The organism is Lelliottia sp. AC1, assembly GCF_023278595.1.
Classification (GTDB): domain Bacteria; phylum Pseudomonadota; class Gammaproteobacteria; order Enterobacterales; family Enterobacteriaceae; genus Enterobacter; species Enterobacter nimipressuralis.
The window spans coordinates 4,087,274-4,104,997 of sequence record NZ_CP025699.1; the positions used below are offsets into that span (position 1 = coordinate 4,087,274).

Here is a 17,724-nt window from a genome sequence, read left to right on the forward strand (position 1 = left end):
AGCACAGAGGAGTCGACTGAGCTTACTTCGCGAGGGTAATCGTGGCAGGAGAAGCCTGTTCGAACGCGCGCTCGAGGATCTCCAGATTAGTGAGAACTTCAGATTCCTTGACGTAATTCGGCGCGCCTTTAGTGAGGGTGTCATACAGCGCATCGTAGACGCGGCCATAATCGCCGGTTTCCGGGGTGAGCTGTTCTTTTACCGTCACGCCTTCGTCATTGACATACTCCAGCACGCCGACCGATTCATCCGCCGCGAATCCCGGCTCGCCAGGCATGATATTGGCCTTCAGACTGGTCTCCTGCTGGTCGATACCGTATTTGATAAACGACCCGCGGGTACCGTGCACGATAAATTTCGGGTAGTCCGTTTTCACCAGATGGCTGGTTTTGACGATCGCCTTTAAATCGCCGTAAAACAGCTGTGCTTCAAAGGTATCGTCCGGATTGGCTTTGTTGCGCAGGCTGCGGATGTCGTAAGTCACGTGATCCGGGCGGCCCAACAGAGAGATGACCTGGTCCATGGTATGCACGCCCAGACCATAAAACGCGCCATCCTGCGGCAGGCCAGGTTTGGTTTCCGCCACCGGGCGATAGAGGTCGAAATGGCTTTCTATTTCAACGATATCGCCCAGCTTGCCGCTCTCAATAGCCTGTTTCGCCATCAGGAAGCAGGTATCAAAGCGACGGTTTTGGTACGGCGTGACGGTCAGCCCTTTGCTTTTTGCCAGCGCGAAAAGCTCTTTGGCCTCCGCAAGCGCCGGGGTGAAGGGTTTTTCCACCAGCACGTTTTTACCCGCTTCCAGCGCGCGTTTCGCGTAGTCAAAGTGGCTGTCGGCATGGGTACAGACGATCACCAGTTTGACCTGCGGATCGCTTAACACCTCATCCAGATCGCTGGTGAAATGAATATGGGAATACTGTGGGGACTGCTCTTCAGGTTTCGCGTGACGGCGGAAGATATGCGCTACGTGCCAGCTGTCTTTACGGTTGAGAACATACGGAAGGTGATAGCGAGTGGTGCTTTTACCAAATCCAATAAATGCGCAATGTAATGTCATGGCTCAGTCCTTGTTAAGGTTGTTGGGACAACCATAGCGCAAGTTAAATGCGCGCGCATCCGCCGGTGTGAGCTTCACGTATGTGGGATGGCGAACACTTCACAAGGGGAACGGGCAGGTCTGCCTGGCTGAAACAGGATAAAAAAAAGCCAGCGCGAGGCTGGCTAAAGTAATACTGGAAGCAATGTGAGCAATGTCGTGCTTTCAGGTTTCCGTAGAGGTCTTCCTGAACGCGAGACAATAATAATCATTCTCATTCGCACTTGTCCAATACTTTTTGCAAAAAAAGGGAGTTGACTCGAATTTCAAAGTCAATGATGTTGAAAGGGATATCAACCCACCGAGGACAAAAGAATGAGTGAGATAGTGATACGCCACGCTGAACCGAAAGATGCCGAAGCCCTGCGCCAAAATTATATGCATCCAGAGGTGTATCACGACACGCTACAACTCCCTCATCCTTCCCTTGAGATGTGGCAGGAACGCCTTAATCCTAAAGCTGGCCAAAAACGTCTGGTCGCCTGCATCGATGAGATTATTGTCGGTGATCTGGCGCTGCAGGTCGAAGCCAGCCCGCGACGCAGCCATGTGGCAACCTTTGGTATCAGCGTTGCGGCGCATGCTCAGGGGCGAGGCGTTGGAAGTGCGCTCATGCGTGAGATGATCAACCTGTGCGACAATTGGATGCGCATCGAGCGTATCGAACTCACGGTTTTTGCCGATAATCCTCCTGCACTGGCGCTGTACAAGAAGTTTGGCTTTGAAATCGAAGGAACCGGAAAGAAATTCGCCCTGCGTAACGGCGAGTTTGTGGATGCCTATTACATGGCGCGGATGAAGTGAAAAATCGCCCGGTAGCGCTGTGCTGCCGGGCGACAACGTATCAGTACCCTGCCGTCAAATCATCCACCGACCGTGGATCGGATGCCCCGGAAAGGGAACCGTCGGGCGCCACCACAATGCTCTGCGTGCTCCCCATCGCCTCTTTCACCACCACTTTCTGCCCGCGCTGTTCCAGCAGTTTGATAGTGTCCGGGCTAAAGCCTTTTTCCACGCGCAGTTCGTCCGGTAGCCACTGATGGTGGAAGCGCGGCGCGTTGGTCGCTTCGGCCACGTTCATTCCGAAATCGATACTGTTCACCACCATTTGCAGCACGGTGGTAATAATTCGGCTTCCGCCTGGGCTACCTGTCACCAGCCAGGTTTTGCCATCTTTCACCACGATGGTCGGAGACATGGAGGACAGCGGGCGTTTCTTCGGCCCAACGGCGTTGGCATCACCGCCCACCAGCCCGTAAACGTTCGGCACGCCCGGTTTGGCGGAGAAGTCATCCATTTCGTTGTTCAGCAGAATGCCGCTGTTACCCGCCACAATCCCGGTGCCAAACACCGTGTTCAGCGTGTACGTCACCGCCACCGCGTTGCCGTCCTTATCCACCACCGAGAAATGGGTGGTCTGATTGCTCTCGTACGGCGCCAGTTTGCCGGGGCGGATCTGGCTGGACGGTTTCGCTTTGTTGATATCAATCTGATCCGCCAGCGATTTGGCATACGCTTTGTTGGTCAGCGCCTGCCAGGGCACTTTGACAAAATCCGGATCGCCGAGATACTCCGAGCGGTCGGCATAGGCAAATTTTTCCGCCTCCGCCATCACCTGCATCGCATCAGCGCTACCGAAGCCAAATTTGTGCATATCGAAGTTTTCAAGAATATTGAGGATCTGCACGATGTGGATCCCGCCGGAGGACGGTGGCGGCATTGAGAACACCTGATATCCGCGATACTCACCGCTTATCGGTGTGCGCTCAACGGCTTTGTACTCCGCCAAATCTGCTTTGGTAATCAGCCCGCCGTTCTTTTGCATCTCGTCGGCAATCTGATCGGCAATCGCCCCTTTGTAGAAGGCATCCGGGCCGTTTTCCGCAATCAGCTCCAGGCTTTTCGCAAGATTTGTCTGCACCAGCTTGTCGCCCTTTTTCAGCGGCTCGCCGTCCTTCCAGAAGATCGCTTTGCTGTTCTCATGGTTCGGAATCACTTCGCTGCCGTAGGTTTTGAGATCGTCCGCCAGCGCGTCATTGACCACAAACCCGTCGCGCGCCAGTTTGATGGCTGGCTGCACCACTTTGTTCAGCGGCAAGGTCCCGTATTTTTCCAGCGCCAGAGAGAACCCGGCGACGGTGCCCGGCGTGCCGCTTGCCAGATGGGATGTGAGGGATTTTTTACTGTCCGGATTCCCCTGATCGTCGAGGAACATATCGCGCGATGCCTGATTTGGCGCCATTTCGCGGAAGTCGATGGCCGTGGTATTGCCGTCTTTGGTGCGCAGCAGCATAAAGCCCCCGCCGCCGAGATTCCCCGCCTGCGGATGGGTCACCGCCAGGGCATAACCCACGGCTACCGCCGCATCAACTGCATTACCGCCCTGCTTGAGGATATCCACGCCGACCTGGGTGGCCATCGCATCCACGGACGCCACCATCCCCTGCTTCGCCCTGACGGGATGGAAGACATCCTCTTCCACGCCGTAGGAGACTGGCGGTGCGGCAGGCGGGTTCGCCGCCACGGTAAATGTCCCGCCGGCCATCAGCGCAGCGATCGCTACCCAGCGCAAAAACGTTGGTTTTATCATTGTTGTTCTCCAGGTGAGGGATCCAGATTCCCGTTTAAGCCTGGTTCACAACTCCTAAAAAATCATCGTTGTGGCAGATTCGGGGTAAACTTAAGAGAGGCCTCAGAAGGAGGAAATGAGAATGAAACGACTACTGATCTTAACGGCACTGCTCCCGTTCGCCGTGCTCGCACAGCCACTGAATACCCTGAATAACCCGAACCAGCCGGGCTATGAAATCCCCAGCCAGCAGCGGATGCAGACCCAGATGATGGGCCAACAGCAGCAGCAAAAAGGGATGCTCAATCAACAGCTGCAAACCCAGACGCAGATTCAGCAGCAGCACCTGCAAACGCAGATGAACAACAATACGCAGATGATTCAGCAGGGCCAGGTGCGGGAGCAGCCGCTGCCGAATACCAGCGGCGGCATGTTAAGCGGGGGAACAAGCCCGAGCAGCGGTCAGCAGCATATGCTGCCGCCGCGTTCGAATGGCGATATGCTCAATAATCCGCAGAATTAAAGTTCGGGCCAATCACGTCAATCGCATCGGTACAGATGCAGTCCACGCCCCAGCGCAGCAGCTCTGCCGCTCGCTGGGGTTTGTTGACCGTATAAACCAGGATATGCAGCCCGGCGTCTTTGAGCATCCTCACGCGCGCCTCATCCAGCAGGCGATGATTGAGATGGATCGACACACACCCTAAGCGAGTGGTCAGCTCGCGCCAGTCGTCACGCCATTCATCCAGCAATAATCCCCGAGGCAGTTCCGGTGCGGCGGCTTGTGCGGCTTCCAGTGCGTCAATGTCAAACGACGACAGCAGCGGAGCGGTCATTCCTTCCCACAATTCACGCGCGGCGAGGGCAATCACTTTACCGGTGAGCGGCCCGGTGCCAGTCGTCGGTTTAATTTCGATATTGGCCATCATCCCGTGCTGACGACAGCGATCGGCCACTTCCGCCAGCAGCGGCAGCGGCTCGCCTTTAAATTCGCTGCTGAACCAGCTTCCGGCGTCCACGTTGAGCAGATCGCGCCACGGCAAGTCGCCCGCCACGCCCCAGCCGTTACTGGTGCGCTCAAGGTTATCGTCATGCAGCAGGAAAATTTCGCCATCTTTCGACAGCTTGGCGTCGAATTCGATCATTGAATGACCGTAAAACGCGCCTTTATCTATTGCCGCCAGGGTGTTTTCCGGTGCCCGTTTCCCGCCGCCACGGTGGGCGACGATGTGAGGATATGGCCAGTTACTCATACGCGTTGTCCTGTTTCACCATCAAATAAATGCAGATGATTTTCCGGCAGATGCAGCCACAGCGTGCTGCCCGCCTTTGGGCGTTCCTGATGCGCCAGACGCACCACCAGCTTTTGATCGCCCCAGCGTCCGTGCGCCAGGTTGTCCGCGCCCAGCATCTCCAGCGTGTCCAACACCAGCGGCACGCCGCCTTCCGCCTGCGAGCTTAGCGCAATATGTTCCGGGCGGATACCGAGCGTCATTTTACGCCCGGCGTAGCCGCGATAAAACCAGTTCACCGGCAGCGCCATGCCGCTCTCCAGCTCAAAATGCGTGCCCGCGTTGCTGATGCGCCCTTCCAGCAGGTTCATCGCCGGGCTGCCGATAAAGCTGGCGACAAAGCGGCTGGCAGGTTTTTCATACACCTCTACCGGCGTGCCGATCTGCTCGGCGATACCTTTGTTCATCACCATCACGCGCTGCGCCAGGGTCATGGCTTCCACCTGATCGTGGGTGACGTACAGGGAGGTGGTTTTCAGGCGGCGATGCAGATGCTGCAGCTCAAGGCGCATCTGCACGCGCAGTTTGGCGTCGAGGTTAGAAAGGGGTTCGTCGAACAGGAACACCGCCGGATCGCGCACGATGGCGCGGCCCATCGCCACGCGCTGACGCTGGCCGCCGGAAAGTTCACGCGGACGGCGTTTTAACAGACCGTCCAGCTCCAGAATCCGCGCCGCCTCTTTCACCCGTTCGTCGATATGGCCTTTGCCCATCCCGCGAATTTTCAGGCCCCAGGCCATGTTCTCTTCCACGCTCATGTGCGGATAGAGGGCGTAGTTCTGGAATACCATCGCGATGCCGCGATCTTTCGGCTCCATCTCGGTGACACGCTGGCGGTCAATCCAGATGTCGCCGCTGGTCACGCGCTCAAGCCCCGCCACCATGCGCAGCAGCGTCGATTTCCCGCAGCCGGACGGGCCGACCATCACGATAAATTCACCGTCTGCCACGTCGAGGGTCAGGGGGTGAATTACCTGGGTTTTGCCGTCCCAGCTTTTGGTTACTGCCTGTAATTTTAATCCTGCCATCTTATTTCTCACTGTCTACTAAACCACGCACGAACGCGCGCTGCATGGCTAAAACGATTACAACCGGAGGGATCAGCGTGAGCAGCATTGCCGCCATCACCTGATTCCAGAGGGTGGTGCCTTCGCCGGTGGCGATCATCCCTTTGATGCCCGCCACGGCGGTGCCGAGATTCACGTCCTGCACAATCAGCAACGGCCACAGGTACTGGTTCCAGCCGTAGATAAAGGTGATCACGAACAGCGCGGCGAGGTTGGTTCTGGAGAGCGGCAGCACGATGTCGCGGAAAAAACGCATCGGCGATGCGCCGTCGATGCGCGCCGCCTCAATCAGTTCGTCCGGCAGGGTCATAAAGAACTGGCGGAACAGGAACGTCGCGGTGGCCGACGCCATCAGCGGCAGCGTCAGGCCCGCGTAGCTGTCGAGCATCCCGAGATTGGCGATCACCTCGACGGTCGGGAAAATACGCACTTCGACCGGCAGCATCAGAGTGATAAAGATCATCCAGAAGAAGAGGTTACGCAGGGGAAAACGGAACCAGACGATAGCGAAGGCCGAAAGCATCGACACCACGATCTTCCCCACCGTAATGCCAAAGGCCATGATGAAACTGTTGAGCATCATCAGCCAGAACGGCGCGCTGTTGGCCCCTACGCCCTGGGTCCAGATAGTCGCCATGTTTTCGAAAAGATGGCCGCCAGGCACCAGCGTCATCGGCGTGTCGAACACGGCTTTGGTATCCAGCGTGGCGGCAACAAAGGCCACGTAAAGCGGGAACAGGATGACGATGATCCCGAGTATTAACAGGGTGTGGCTGAAAATCGTCAGCCCCGGACGGTTCTCAATCATTGATAGCGCACCTTACTTTCGACATAGCGGAACTGAACCACCGTCAGCACAATCACCAGCCCCATCAGCACCACGGACTGCGCGGCAGAGGCCGACAGGTCCAGCCCCGCAAAGCCTTCGCGGTAGATTTTGTAGATAAGCGTGGTGGTCGCCTGCACCGGCCCACCGGCGGTGGCGGCGTCGATCACCGGGAAGGTGTCGAAGAAGGCGTAGACCAGGTTTACCACCAGCAGGAAGAAACTCACCGGCGCAATCAGCGGCAGCGCCAGTTTGAAGAAGCGGCGAATCGGCCCTGCGCCGTCAATCGCGGCGGCTTCGACCAGCGAGCGCGGAATGGATTGCAGCGCGGCGAAGAAGAAAAGGAAGTTGTAGCTGATCTGCTTCCAGACCGAGGCAAACACCACCAGGAACATCGCCTGGCCGCTGTTTTGCGCGTGGTTCCAGTCGTAGCCGAATTCGCCGAGGAAATGGGTAATCAGCCCACGCCCTGGGTTAAACAGGAAGATCCACAGCACGGCGGCGACGGCAGGTGCGACGGCGTAGGGCAGCAGCATCAGCGTCTGATAGAGACGGCTGCCGCGCACCACGTAATCCACCAGCGCCGCAAAAAACAGCGACACGACGAGGCCGCTGACCGTCACCATGGCGCTGAATTTGATCGTCGTCCAGAAGGAGTCGAGGTAATAGCTGTCATGGAACAGCGCGGTAAAGTTATCCAGACCGACAAACTGGCTGGAAAGCCCGAACGGATCGACGCTTTGTACCGAGTACCAGAGCGCTTCGCCCGCAGGCCAGATAAAAAAGATGACGGTGATAATCAGCTGCGGGGCGACCAGCAAATAGGGCAGCCAGCGCGAACGGAATACCGGACGGGAGGATGACATTGAGATTGGATTCCTGAACAGTGCCGGATGACCCGGCCAACGAGGTGAATGTCCCCCTCGCAGACCGGGTAAGCCGGCATAAAAACATTAAGACTTCGTCGACTGCTCAAAGCGGCGCAGCAGCTTATTTCCGCGCTCTACCGCTGAATCCAGCGCCTGCTGTGGCGTTTTCTTACCGGTCCATACGCTTTCCAGCTCTTCATCCACGATGGTCCTAATCTGCGGCATGTTGCCCAGACGCAGACCTTTGGTGAACGGTAACGGCGGCTTGTTCAGCATCTGGCGCGTCGCGATATCCGCCCCTGGGTTTTTGTCATAGAAGCCCTGCTCGCGCGTCAGGTCGTAAGCGGCTTTGGTGATCGGCAGGTAGCCGGTCTTCTGGTGCCACTCGGCGGCGTTTTCAGGTTTCGCGAGGAAGTCGAGGAACTCCGCCACGCCTTTGTAGGTGCCGTTGTCTTTGCCCTGCATTACCCACAGGCTCGCCCCGCCGATGATGGCGTTCTGTGGTGCGCCTTTGGCATCGGCGTCATAAGGCATCATGCCCACGCCGTAGTTGAATTTGGCGTAGTGACGGATATCCGCCAGCGAACCGGAAGAGGCGGTGGTGATCGCACAGTCGCCGTTGTAAAACTTCTCGGTAGATTCGTCTTTACGCCCGAAGTAGCTGAAATCGCCCTTCTTATTCAGCGCTTCCAACAGCGCGATGTGTTTCACCTGCTCGGGTTTGTTGAACTCCAGCACGGCGTCGGTGCCGTCAAAGCCGTTGTTCTTCGTGGCGACCGGCAGACCGTGCCAGGCGCTGAAGTTTTCAATCTGAATCCAGCCCTGCCAGCCGCTCGCGTAGCCACACTTCATGCCTGCCGCTTTCAGTTTGGCGGTGTAGTCCGCCAGGTCCTGCCAGGTTTTCGGCGGCTGTTCCGGGTTTAAACCGGCTTTTTTGAAGGCGTCTTTGTTGTAATAGAGCACCGGCGTGGAGCTGTTAAACGGTTGGGACAGCAGATGCCCGGTTTTGGAGTCGGTGTAATAACCGGAAACCGTCGGCACAAACTGGGATTCATCGAAGTTAATGCCCGCGTCTTTAAACACTTCATAGACCGGTTTGATCGCTTTCGAGGCCATCATGGTGGCGGTGCCAACTTCATACACCTGCAGCAGCGCCGGTGCATTCCCGGTGCGGAACGCGGCGATTCCCGCGCTCAGGCTCTGCTCGTAGTTACCTTTGTACACCGGCACAATTTTGTAATCCGGATGGGTGTCGTTGAAACGCTGCGCCAGAGAATCAACCTCTTTGCCCAACTCCCCTTCCATGGAATGCCAGAACGGAATGGTCGTGACAGCCATTGCGTTCGTCGCAAAAGCCAGACCGATTGCCAGACCCAAAGCTGTGTGTCGTAACGATGTCATTGTCATCTCTCTTTTTTGTGCCGGATGCGCGATTTCACGCGTTTTATGCTCGCGAGGTAACATGACATGCTCGAATGACAGAAAAATAACTGTTTATTTACAGAATGATGACAGACCGGGGTCAGGGGGATGATGGAATGGTGACGATAGCATGGCAAAAAAAAGCCGGGAGGCATCGCCCTACCCGGCCTGTGAATCAGGTTTTACTGGCCCGGTAAGCGCAGCGCCACCGGGCAACAGACAACTTAACCGCCTAAATACGCACTTCGCACCGCTTCGTTCGCCAGCAACGCTTCGCCGGTATCGGACAGCACGACGTGACCGTTCTCCAGCACGTAGCCGCGATCCGCAAGTTTCAGCGCCTGGTTGGCATTTTGCTCCACGAGGAAGATGGTCATCCCCTCTTTACGCAGTTGCTCAATGGTGTCGAAAATCTGCTGAATGATGATCGGCGCGAGGCCGAGGGATGGCTCATCGAGCAGCAGCAGACGCGGCTGGCTCATCAGCGCACGACCAATCGCCAGCATCTGCTGTTCACCGCCTGACATGGTGCCCGCACGCTGAATACGGCGCTCATACAGGCGCGGGAAGAGTTCATACACGCGCTTAATGCGGGTCTGATACTGTTCGCGCTCGACAAAGAAGCCGCCCATCGCCAGGTTCTCTTCCACCGTCATACGGGAAAACACGCGGCGGCCTTCCGGCACTATCGCCACGGCTTCGCGCATGATTTTCGCGGTCTGCCAGTCGGTAATGTCTTTACCGTCAAAGATGATACGCCCGCTGGAAGCACGCGGATCGCCGCACAGGGTGCCGAGCAGCGTGGTTTTCCCCGCGCCGTTGGCCCCGATGAGCGTCACGATCTCACCCTGATTGATATGCAGGCTGACATCATGCAGCGCCTGAATCTTGCCGTAGTGGGCATTCACCTTGTCAAAAGATAACATCGCTTTTTCCATATTATGACTCGCCCCCATCATGCTTCACCTAAGTAGGCGCGGATCACGTCCGGGTTATGTCGAATTTCTTCAGGCGTGCCGTTCGCCAGCGGCGTCCCCTGGTTGACGACGTAGATCCGATCCGAGATGCCCATCACCAGCTTCATATCGTGCTCAATCAGCAAAATGGTGGTGTCATGATGGTTACGCAGCTCGACGATCAGCTCGTCCAGCTCTTTGGTCTCTTTCGGGTTCAGACCGGCGGCAGGCTCATCGAGCATCAGGATTTCCGGCTGTGTGACCATGCAGCGGACAATTTCCAGACGACGCTGGTCGCCATAGGCCAGATTGCTGGCCTGACGGTTTGCGTGTTGCAACAGCCCGATACGATCCAGCCAGGTTGCGGCGCGGTCCAGGGCTTCGCTCTGCGCGCGGCGGAAGGCCGGGGTTTTCAGCAGGCCGGAGAACACCCCGCTCTTCAACTGCTGATGTTGCGCCACCAGCAGGTTTTCAATCACCGTCATTTCACGGAACAGGCGCACGTGCTGGAAAGTACGCACCACGCCCATACGGGCGATCTGTTGGCCCGGCAGCCCTTCGAGATGCTGATCGCGCAGCATGATGGTCCCGCCCGTCGGCTTGTAGAAACCGGTCAGGCAGTTGAACACCGTGGTTTTCCCTGCGCCGTTCGGGCCGATCAGGGAGACAATCTCTTTCGGGAACAGGTCCAGCGAGACGTTATTGACCGCCAGCAGGCCGCCAAAACGCATCATCAGGCCGTTCACGGATAATAATGGCTGACTCATGCCTGCTCTCCTTTCGCTTGCCCGTTCTTCAGCTTCAACTGTGGACGGGTCATCGGCAGCAAGCCCTGCGGACGCCAGATCATCATCAGTACCATCAAACCACCCAGCATCAACATGCTGTATTCGTTAAAGTCGCGCATCAGCTCGCGGGAGACCACCAGCAGAATCGCCGCGAGGATCACCGCAAACTGGGAGCCCATCCCGCCGAGTACCACGATGGCCAGCACAAAGGCTGATTCGGCAAAGGTGAAGGATTCCGGGCTGACGAAGCCCTGACGCGCGGCAAACAGCGTTCCGGCAAAACCGGCAAACGCGGCGCTGATGGTGAACGCGGTCAGTTTGATGCGCGTCGGGTTCAGCCCCAGGGAGCGACAGGCGATTTCGTCTTCACGCAGCGCTTCCCACGCGCGGCCCAGCGGCATACGCAGCAGACGGTTGATCACGAACAGGGTGATCACCACCAGCAGCAGCGCCACCAGATAGAGCCAGATAACGCGGTCGGAGGGGTCGTACTTCACGCCGAAGAAATTGCTGAAGGTATCCCAGCCGCCTTCGCGCGCCGTGCGGCTGAACTCCAGGCCGAAGAAGGTCGGTTTCGGGATCTGGCTGATGCCGTTCGGACCGCCGGTCACTTCGGTGTTGTTGAGCAGCAGGATACGGACGATCTCGCCAAAGCCTAAAGTCACAATCGCCAGATAGTCACCGCGCAGACGCAGCACCGGGAAGCCGAGCAGGAAACCTGCGGCGGCAGACACCAGGCCCGCCAGCGGCAGACAGGTCCAGAAGCCCAGCCCGTAATAGTGGTTCAGCAACGCAAAGGTGTAGGCACCGATGGCGTAGAACCCGCCATAGCCCAGCACCAGCAGGCCAGACAGACCGACCACCACGTTCAAGCCCAGACCCAGAATCACGTAGATCATGGTCAGCGTGGCGATATCCACCGTCCCGCGCGACACCATGAACGGCCACGCAACAGCGGCCACCAGCAGCGCCACCAGGAACAGTTTCTGCTTAACGGTCGAGCCATCAATGGCTGGCAGCACGAATTTCGGGCCAGAGACGTTTTTCATCGTCTTCTGGAACACCGGGCGCAGCAGCTGGAACAGGAACACCACCGCCGTGCCGACAAACACCCACTGCCAGCGGATATCCGCGGCGGTATCGACCACCAGTCGGGTGCCATCCAGTTCTAACTGCACACCCATAAAGACGCCCGCGAGGACGAAGAACATGGCGGCAGAGAGCAGCGCCATCGCAAAATGCATCGGTTTCATACTTTCTCTACCTCCGGACGACCCAGAATCCCGGTAGGCATCACCAGCAGCACCAGAATCAGCAGTGCAAAGGAGACGACGTCTTTATATTCGGTACTCAGATACGCCGAGGAGAGCGCTTCGGCAACGCCCAGAATCAGGCCGCCGATCATCGCACCAGGAATACTGCCGATCCCGCCGAGCACCGCAGCGGTAAAGGCTTTCATCCCGGCCATAAAGCCGATGTAGGGGTTGATTACGCCGTAGAACTGACCGAGCAGCACACCCGCCACCGCCGCCATCGCGGCACCAATCACAAAGGTCAGGGCGATCACGCGGTCGGTGTTAATGCCCAGCAGGCTGGCCATTTTCAGGTCTTCTGCACAGGCGCGGCAGGCGCGGCCCATGCGGGAATAACGGATGAAAATGGTCAACGCCAGCATCGCCAGGAAGGTCACAACCCAGATCACCAGCTGCATGGTCGTGATAGAGGCCGAGAAGTTTTCGCTGGCTCCGATAATCCACTGGCCGTTGAACAGGCTTGGCAGCGCCACATCGCGCGAGCCTTCCGTCAGGCTGACGTAGTTTTGCAGGAAGATGGACATCCCGATGGCGGAGATGAGCGCAATCAGACGTTTAGAGCTGCGCACAGGCCGATAGGCCACGCGCTCGATGCTCCAGCCGTAGGCGCTGGCAATCACAATTGCACCGACAAAACCGGCACCTACCAGCAGCCAGCTGCTGTCGATACCCATCATCATCAGTGCGGCAATGATCATAAAGGAGACATAGCTGCCGATCATATAGACCTCGCCGTGGGCGAAGTTGATCATGCCGATAATGCCGTAAACCATCGTGTAACCGATGGCGATCAGCGCATAGGTGCTTCCCAGCGTGACGCCGTTAAACATCTGCTGCAAGAAATAGAGAAACTGCTCGGACATAAGAAAACCTTTTTATAACCGCCCGTTTTGCGCGGGCGGCGGGATGATTATTTGGCTACCGAAGAAGAACCATCGGCGTGCCATTGGAAGACACCAAATTCAAATCCCTTTAGATCGCCTTTCTCATCCCAGTTCAGCGGCCCAATCACGGTGTTTGCTCCGTGTGCTTTCAAATCTTTCACTAAGTCCAGCGGCTCTTTGCTGCCGGTACGCTCCATGGCAGTCGCCAGAGACTGTACCGCCGCGTAGGTGATCCAGACGTACGGACCGCTCGGATCTTTCTTCTGCGCTTTGAGCGCTTCTACGATAGTCTTGTTCGCCGGTTCCTGGTCATAGCGTTTTGGCATTGTCACCAGCATACCTTCGCCCGCATCGCCTGCGATGTTGGACAGAGACGCGTTACCCACGCCTTCCGGGCCCATAAACTGCGTTTTCAGACCGGTCGCGCGCGCCTGGCGCAGCATCTGGCCCATCTCAGGGTAGTAACCGCCGTAGTAAACGAAGTCGATGTTCTCTTTTTGCAGGCGTGCCAGCAGGGCAGAGAAATCTTTCTCACCTGCGGTAATGCCGTCGAAGAAGACCACATTCGCGCCGCCTTTTTTCAGGCCGTCCTGTACGGAACGCGCGAGGCCTTCGCCGTATTGCTGTTTATCGTGAATGATCGCGATGCGCTGCGGCTTCACTTTCTCGAGGATGTACTTCGCGGCAGTCGGCCCCTGAGAAGAGTCCAGACCGGCGGTACGCATGATGTGCTGATAGCCACGCTGCGTCAGCTCCGGGTTGGTAGCGCCTGGCGTGATCATCAGAATGCCTTCGTCTTCATAGATATCTGAAGCGGGCTGCGTGGAAGAGGAGCACAGGTGGCCGATAACGTACTGAATACCGTCGTTAACGATTTTGTTCGCCACGGCGACGGCTTGTTTCGGATCGCAGGCGTCGTCATATTCCACGCCAACCAGCTTATCCCCTTTGATCCCACCTTTGGCGTTGATGTCTTTGATCGCCTGACGCGCGCCGTTGAACTCCATATCACCCCACTGGGCAACCGGACCGGACATCGCACCGACGACGGCAACTTTAATCTCTTCCGCCATGGCTGCCTGCGAAATCGCTAATGCAACCATTCCCGCGATCAATGCTTTCGCGTTCCTTTTCATCTGTGAATCCCCATTCGTGACGTGATGTATATATTTTGTTTTATTATGGTTAAAAAGCATTCTGTACTTTTAATGAACAACGCTATTTTTACCAGTGCCTTTAATGGTTTAGCGCAGTTTTTTGATAAAAACCAGACTAAAATCTCTATTTTTCAGGCGATTAAGCAAAGATAATATTCTGAAATCAGACAGAGATAAACAAATAAAAGTGCAGTTTGCAGCATAAAATAACGGTACAAAGCGCCGAATAAAACACTGCCTTTTAGAGTAAAATTCTGCTTAATTTTCGATCCCTGCTCTTTCTCGCTACACATCGCGTTGCTAAAAAAGTAATCAGCTGGAGAATGGTTCAAAAAAGGGGAAGCCGCTGAAGAGATAAATTGAGTACACTGCCTTTACTCTTTTTGATTTGGACAAGCAGCTAATGAAACTGACCATCCTTCGTCTGGTGTCCTTTAGCGACCAGGATCATATCGACCTGGGCAAGATCTGGCCGGAATATTCTCCTTCCTCCCTGACCGTGGATGAAACCCATCGAATTTATGCCGCCCGCTTTAACGAGCGTCTGCTGGGCGCAGTGCGCGTGACCCTGAGCGGAACCGATGGCGCGCTGGACTCCCTGCGCGTGCGGGAAATCACCCGCCGTCGCGGCGTAGGGCAGTATTTGATTGACGAGGTGATTCGCGATAACCCGGACGTGTCAGCCTGGTGGATGTCCGATATCGGCGTGGAAGACCGCAGCGTGATGTCTGCGTTTATGCAGGCGACAGGGTTCGCAGAGCGGGAAAATGGGTGGGAGCGGCGGTAAAAAAAAGCCGGGTGGCGACTGCGCCTTACCCGGCCTGGAACTCAGGTTTTGTAGGCCCGGAGAGCATAGCGCCACCGGGCATTTTTTTACTTAGCGTCGGTCGCTGAACCGTCTGCATGCCAGGTAAAGACACCGAACTCAAAACCTTTCAGATCGCCCTTCTCGTCCCAGGACAGCGGCCCCATGACGGTATCGACGGAGTTCGCTTTCAGCCAGGTCGCAATCTCAGCCGGATCGGCAGACTGGTTTAGGCCTGCCTGCAGGGATTGCAGCGCTGCGTAAGTGGTCCACACGAACGCGCCGCTTGGATCTTGTTTCTTGGCCTTGATGGCATCCACAATCGGTTTGTTCGCCGGAACCTGATCGTAGTTCTTCGGCTTGGTGACCAGCATCCCTTCAGCCGAGTCGCCCGCGATGTTAGACAGGGAAACGTTCGCCACGCCCTCTGGTCCCATGAACTGCGTTTTCAGACCGGCCGCGCGCGCCTGGCGCAGGATCTGGCCCATTTCCGGGTGATAACCGCCGTAGTACACGAAGTCGATGTTCTCTTTCTTCAGACGCGCTACCAGCGTGGAGAAGTCTTTTTCACCGGCGGTGATGCCGTCGAAGAACACCACTTTCGCATTGGCTTTTTTCAGGCTGTCCTGTACGGAGCGCGCCAGGCCTTCGCCGTACTGCTGTTTATCGTGGACAATCGCGATGCGCTGCGGCTTCACTTTCTCAAGAATGTATTTCGCGGCGGTTGGGCCCTGGTCGGAGTCCAGGCCGGTGGTACGCAGAATCAGTTTATACCCACGCGCGGTCAGCTCTGGAGCGGTCGCGGCCGGGGTGATCATCAGAATGCCTTCGTCTTCGTAGATATCAGACGCAGGCTGGGTGGATGAGGAGCACAGGTGACCGATAACGTATTTGATCCCGTCGTTCACCACTTTGTTCGCCACTGCTACCGCTTGTTTAGGGTCGCAGGCATCGTCATATTTTACGATCTGCAGTTTTTCGCCTTTGATGCCGCCCTTGGCATTAATGTCTGCAACCGCTTGTTCTGCGCCGGTAAATTCCTGGTCGCCGTATTGCGCTACCGGACCGGACATCGCACCGACAACAGCCACTTTAATATCCGCCTGAGCCATAGTGCTGAATGCCAACGCGATACATCCTGCCAGTAACGCTTTACCCTTCATATTCATCCTGAGATTCCCCATTATTATGGTTATTACGATTGTTGTGATGTTGTTGTGTAGCGCTTTATTTCAATTATAGGTCTGCCGTCCGCGCTTTTTCAGCACACTCTGCTAAAACATACCCCATTTTTATGATTTTGGAATAGCTAATTTGAAATGTAACTATGCCAGCCCGGTGCAGTTTTGCGACCGGGCTCGGGCTTTATCGAGTCAGCGAGGCAGAGATGATATCCAGCGCTTTGCGGAACTGCGCGTCGGGAATGGTGAGTGGATAGAGAAAACGAATGACGTTGCCGTATACGCCGCAGCTGAGCAGCAACAGCCCTTCCGCCAGCGCGCGCTCCTGAACCTGGCGGGTAAATTCCGGTGAGGGCTGCCCGGTCTCGGGATCGTTGAACTCCACTGCCACCATCGAGCCTTGCGCGCGGATATCGGCAATATACGGGCAACCAGATTTGGCCTTGCTCAGCACTTCCACCAGATGATGGCCCAGGTGCGAGGCGCGAGCGCACAGATCCTCTTCGTCGATCACGTCCAGCACCGCCAGTGCCGCCGCAATCGCCAGCGGGTTCCCGGCGTAGGTGCCGCCCAGCCCGCCCGGTGCGGGGGCGTCCATCACCTCGGCGCGGCCCGACACCGCCGAGAGCGGCATCCCGCCCGCCAGGCTTTTCGCCATGGTGATCAGATCCGGTTTAACGCAGTGATGCTCCATCGAGAACAGTTTCCCGGTACGGGCAAAGCCGGTCTGCACTTCGTCTGCGATCAGCAAAATTCCGTGGGTGTCGCACAAGGCGCGCAGCCCTTGCATAAAATCGGGCGGCGCGACGTTGAATCCGCCTTCACCCTGAACCGGTTCGAGGATAATCGCTGCCACCTGATCCGGGGCGATATCGGCTTTAAAGATGCGATCCAGGCTTTTCAGGGCGTCCTGAGAACTCACGCCGTGCAGCGTGTTGGGATATTGCGCGTGATAGACCGAGCCAGGGAACGGGCCGAAGCCGAGTTTGTAGGGCGCCACTTTGCCGGTGAGGGCCATGGTCATAAAGGTACGCCCGTGGAAGGCGCCGCCGAACGTGATAAGACCGGGTCGTTTGGTGTAGGCGCGGGCGATTTTGACCGCATTTTCGACGGCTTCTGCGCCCGTCGAGAAGAAGGCGGTTTTGGCTGGCCCTTCAATTGGCACGCGGGCATTGATGCGCTCCGCGAGGGCGATATAGCCTTCGTACGGCACAATCTGGTACGCCGTGTGGGTAAACGACTGAAGCTGCTTTTCGATGGCGGCGATCACTTTGGGATGGCGATGGCCCGTGTTCAGCACCGCAATCCCGGCGGCGAAGTCGATCACTTCGTTGCCTTCGATATCCCACAACGTGGCGTTTTCCGCTTTATCGGCGTAGAAACCGCACATCACCCCGATACCGCGCGGCGTTGCCTGCAAACGCCGTTCATTTAACTCGTGATTGTTCACCCTGTCCCCCTAAGATTCGCATGCGTAGCGCATCTGTAAGTGTTTG

Annotated in this window: 17 protein-coding genes; 3 read left to right on the forward strand and 14 right to left on the reverse strand. The window is 56.9% G+C overall.

Annotated features, from left to right (window positions below):
• Positions 1 to 22: 22 nt before the first annotated feature.
• Positions 23 to 1,060: an oxidoreductase gene (locus C0560_RS19470; protein ID WP_248859269.1), complete on the reverse strand. Its 1,038-nt coding sequence runs from the start codon at positions 1,058 to 1,060 to the stop codon at positions 23 to 25.
• A gap of 354 nt (positions 1,061 to 1,414) precedes the next feature.
• Between C0560_RS19470 and yhhY the strand changes: the two genes are divergently transcribed.
• Positions 1,415 to 1,903: an N-acetyltransferase gene (gene yhhY, locus C0560_RS19475; RefSeq protein WP_248859270.1), complete on the forward strand. Its 489-nt coding sequence runs from the start codon at positions 1,415 to 1,417 to the stop codon at positions 1,901 to 1,903.
• A gap of 40 nt (positions 1,904 to 1,943) precedes the next feature.
• On the opposite strand, the gene ggt is transcribed toward yhhY, so the two are convergent.
• Positions 1,944 to 3,689 (reverse strand): gamma-glutamyltransferase, encoded by a 1,746-nt coding sequence (gene ggt / locus C0560_RS19480; protein ID WP_181826966.1) that lies wholly within the window; start codon positions 3,687 to 3,689, stop codon positions 1,944 to 1,946.
• A gap of 121 nt (positions 3,690 to 3,810) precedes the next feature.
• Here ggt and C0560_RS19485 point away from each other — a divergent pair, with 121 nt between their 5' ends.
• Positions 3,811 to 4,191 carry a DUF2756 family protein gene (locus tag C0560_RS19485; RefSeq protein ID WP_248859271.1) on the forward strand — a complete coding sequence of 127 codons (381 nt, stop codon included), beginning with the start codon at positions 3,811 to 3,813 and terminating at the stop codon, positions 4,189 to 4,191.
• On the opposite strand, the gene ugpQ is transcribed toward C0560_RS19485, so the two are convergent.
• From ugpQ to livK, 10 genes are all read right to left on the reverse strand, one after another.
• Positions 4,172 to 4,921, reverse strand: a complete 750-nt coding sequence (ugpQ, locus tag C0560_RS19490) for a glycerophosphodiester phosphodiesterase (RefSeq protein WP_123429799.1) — start codon at positions 4,919 to 4,921, stop codon at positions 4,172 to 4,174. The genes C0560_RS19485 and ugpQ overlap by 20 nt on opposite strands.
• Positions 4,918 to 5,988, reverse strand: coding sequence for a sn-glycerol-3-phosphate import ATP-binding protein UgpC (locus C0560_RS19495; protein WP_248859272.1), 1,071 nt, complete (start codon positions 5,986 to 5,988; stop codon positions 4,918 to 4,920). The genes ugpQ and C0560_RS19495 overlap by 4 nt, the downstream gene beginning before the upstream one ends.
• A 1-nt stretch (position 5,989) precedes the next feature.
• Positions 5,990 to 6,835: a sn-glycerol-3-phosphate ABC transporter permease UgpE gene (gene ugpE, locus C0560_RS19500; protein ID WP_107702697.1), complete on the reverse strand. Its 846-nt coding sequence runs from the start codon at positions 6,833 to 6,835 to the stop codon at positions 5,990 to 5,992.
• The gene (gene ugpA, locus C0560_RS19505; protein ID WP_100778563.1) at positions 6,832 to 7,719 is read right to left on the reverse strand and encodes a sn-glycerol-3-phosphate ABC transporter permease UgpA; all 888 of its coding nucleotides are present in this window, start codon (positions 7,717 to 7,719) and stop codon (positions 6,832 to 6,834) included. Before ugpA ends, ugpE begins: the two co-directional genes overlap by 4 nt.
• Positions 7,720 to 7,806: 87 nt before the next feature.
• On the reverse strand, positions 7,807 to 9,123 hold the full coding sequence (gene ugpB / locus C0560_RS19510) for a sn-glycerol-3-phosphate ABC transporter substrate-binding protein UgpB (RefSeq protein ID WP_248859273.1): 1,317 nt from the start codon (positions 9,121 to 9,123) through the stop codon (positions 7,807 to 7,809).
• 245 nt (positions 9,124 to 9,368) lie between these two features.
• Positions 9,369 to 10,082 carry a high-affinity branched-chain amino acid ABC transporter ATP-binding protein LivF gene (livF, locus tag C0560_RS19515; RefSeq protein WP_248859274.1) on the reverse strand — a complete coding sequence of 238 codons (714 nt, stop codon included), beginning with the start codon at positions 10,080 to 10,082 and terminating at the stop codon, positions 9,369 to 9,371.
• Positions 10,083 to 10,099: 17 nt separating this feature from the next.
• Positions 10,100 to 10,867 carry a high-affinity branched-chain amino acid ABC transporter ATP-binding protein LivG gene (gene livG / locus C0560_RS19520; RefSeq protein WP_100778561.1) on the reverse strand — a complete coding sequence of 256 codons (768 nt, stop codon included), beginning with the start codon at positions 10,865 to 10,867 and terminating at the stop codon, positions 10,100 to 10,102.
• Positions 10,864 to 12,141, reverse strand: coding sequence for a branched chain amino acid ABC transporter permease LivM (livM, locus tag C0560_RS19525; RefSeq protein WP_100778560.1), 1,278 nt, complete (start codon positions 12,139 to 12,141; stop codon positions 10,864 to 10,866). The genes livG and livM overlap by 4 nt, the downstream gene beginning before the upstream one ends.
• On the reverse strand, positions 12,138 to 13,064 hold the full coding sequence (gene livH, locus C0560_RS19530) for a high-affinity branched-chain amino acid ABC transporter permease LivH (protein WP_100778559.1): 927 nt from the start codon (positions 13,062 to 13,064) through the stop codon (positions 12,138 to 12,140). Before livH ends, livM begins: the two co-directional genes overlap by 4 nt.
• A gap of 47 nt (positions 13,065 to 13,111) precedes the next feature.
• Entirely contained in the window at positions 13,112 to 14,221 is a 1,110-nt protein-coding gene (livK, locus tag C0560_RS19535) for a high-affinity branched-chain amino acid ABC transporter substrate-binding protein LivK (RefSeq protein WP_248859275.1), read from the reverse strand.
• A gap of 424 nt (positions 14,222 to 14,645) precedes the next feature.
• Between livK and panM the strand changes: the two genes are divergently transcribed.
• On the forward strand, positions 14,646 to 15,029 hold the full coding sequence (panM, locus tag C0560_RS19540; protein WP_123429803.1) for an aspartate 1-decarboxylase autocleavage activator PanM: 384 nt from the start codon (positions 14,646 to 14,648) through the stop codon (positions 15,027 to 15,029).
• 86 nt (positions 15,030 to 15,115) lie between these two features.
• Here panM and livJ read toward each other — a convergent pair whose 3' ends face one another.
• Both livJ and C0560_RS19550 read right to left on the reverse strand, forming a co-directional pair.
• Complete coding sequence (gene livJ / locus C0560_RS19545) at positions 15,116 to 16,216, reverse strand: branched chain amino acid ABC transporter substrate-binding protein LivJ (protein WP_142503677.1); 1,101 nt, start codon at positions 16,214 to 16,216, stop codon at positions 15,116 to 15,118.
• A 196-nt stretch (positions 16,217 to 16,412) separates the two neighbouring features.
• Positions 16,413 to 17,678: a 4-aminobutyrate--2-oxoglutarate transaminase gene (locus C0560_RS19550; protein WP_194513779.1), complete on the reverse strand. Its 1,266-nt coding sequence runs from the start codon at positions 17,676 to 17,678 to the stop codon at positions 16,413 to 16,415.
• Between the last annotated feature and the right edge of the window lie 46 nt (positions 17,679 to 17,724).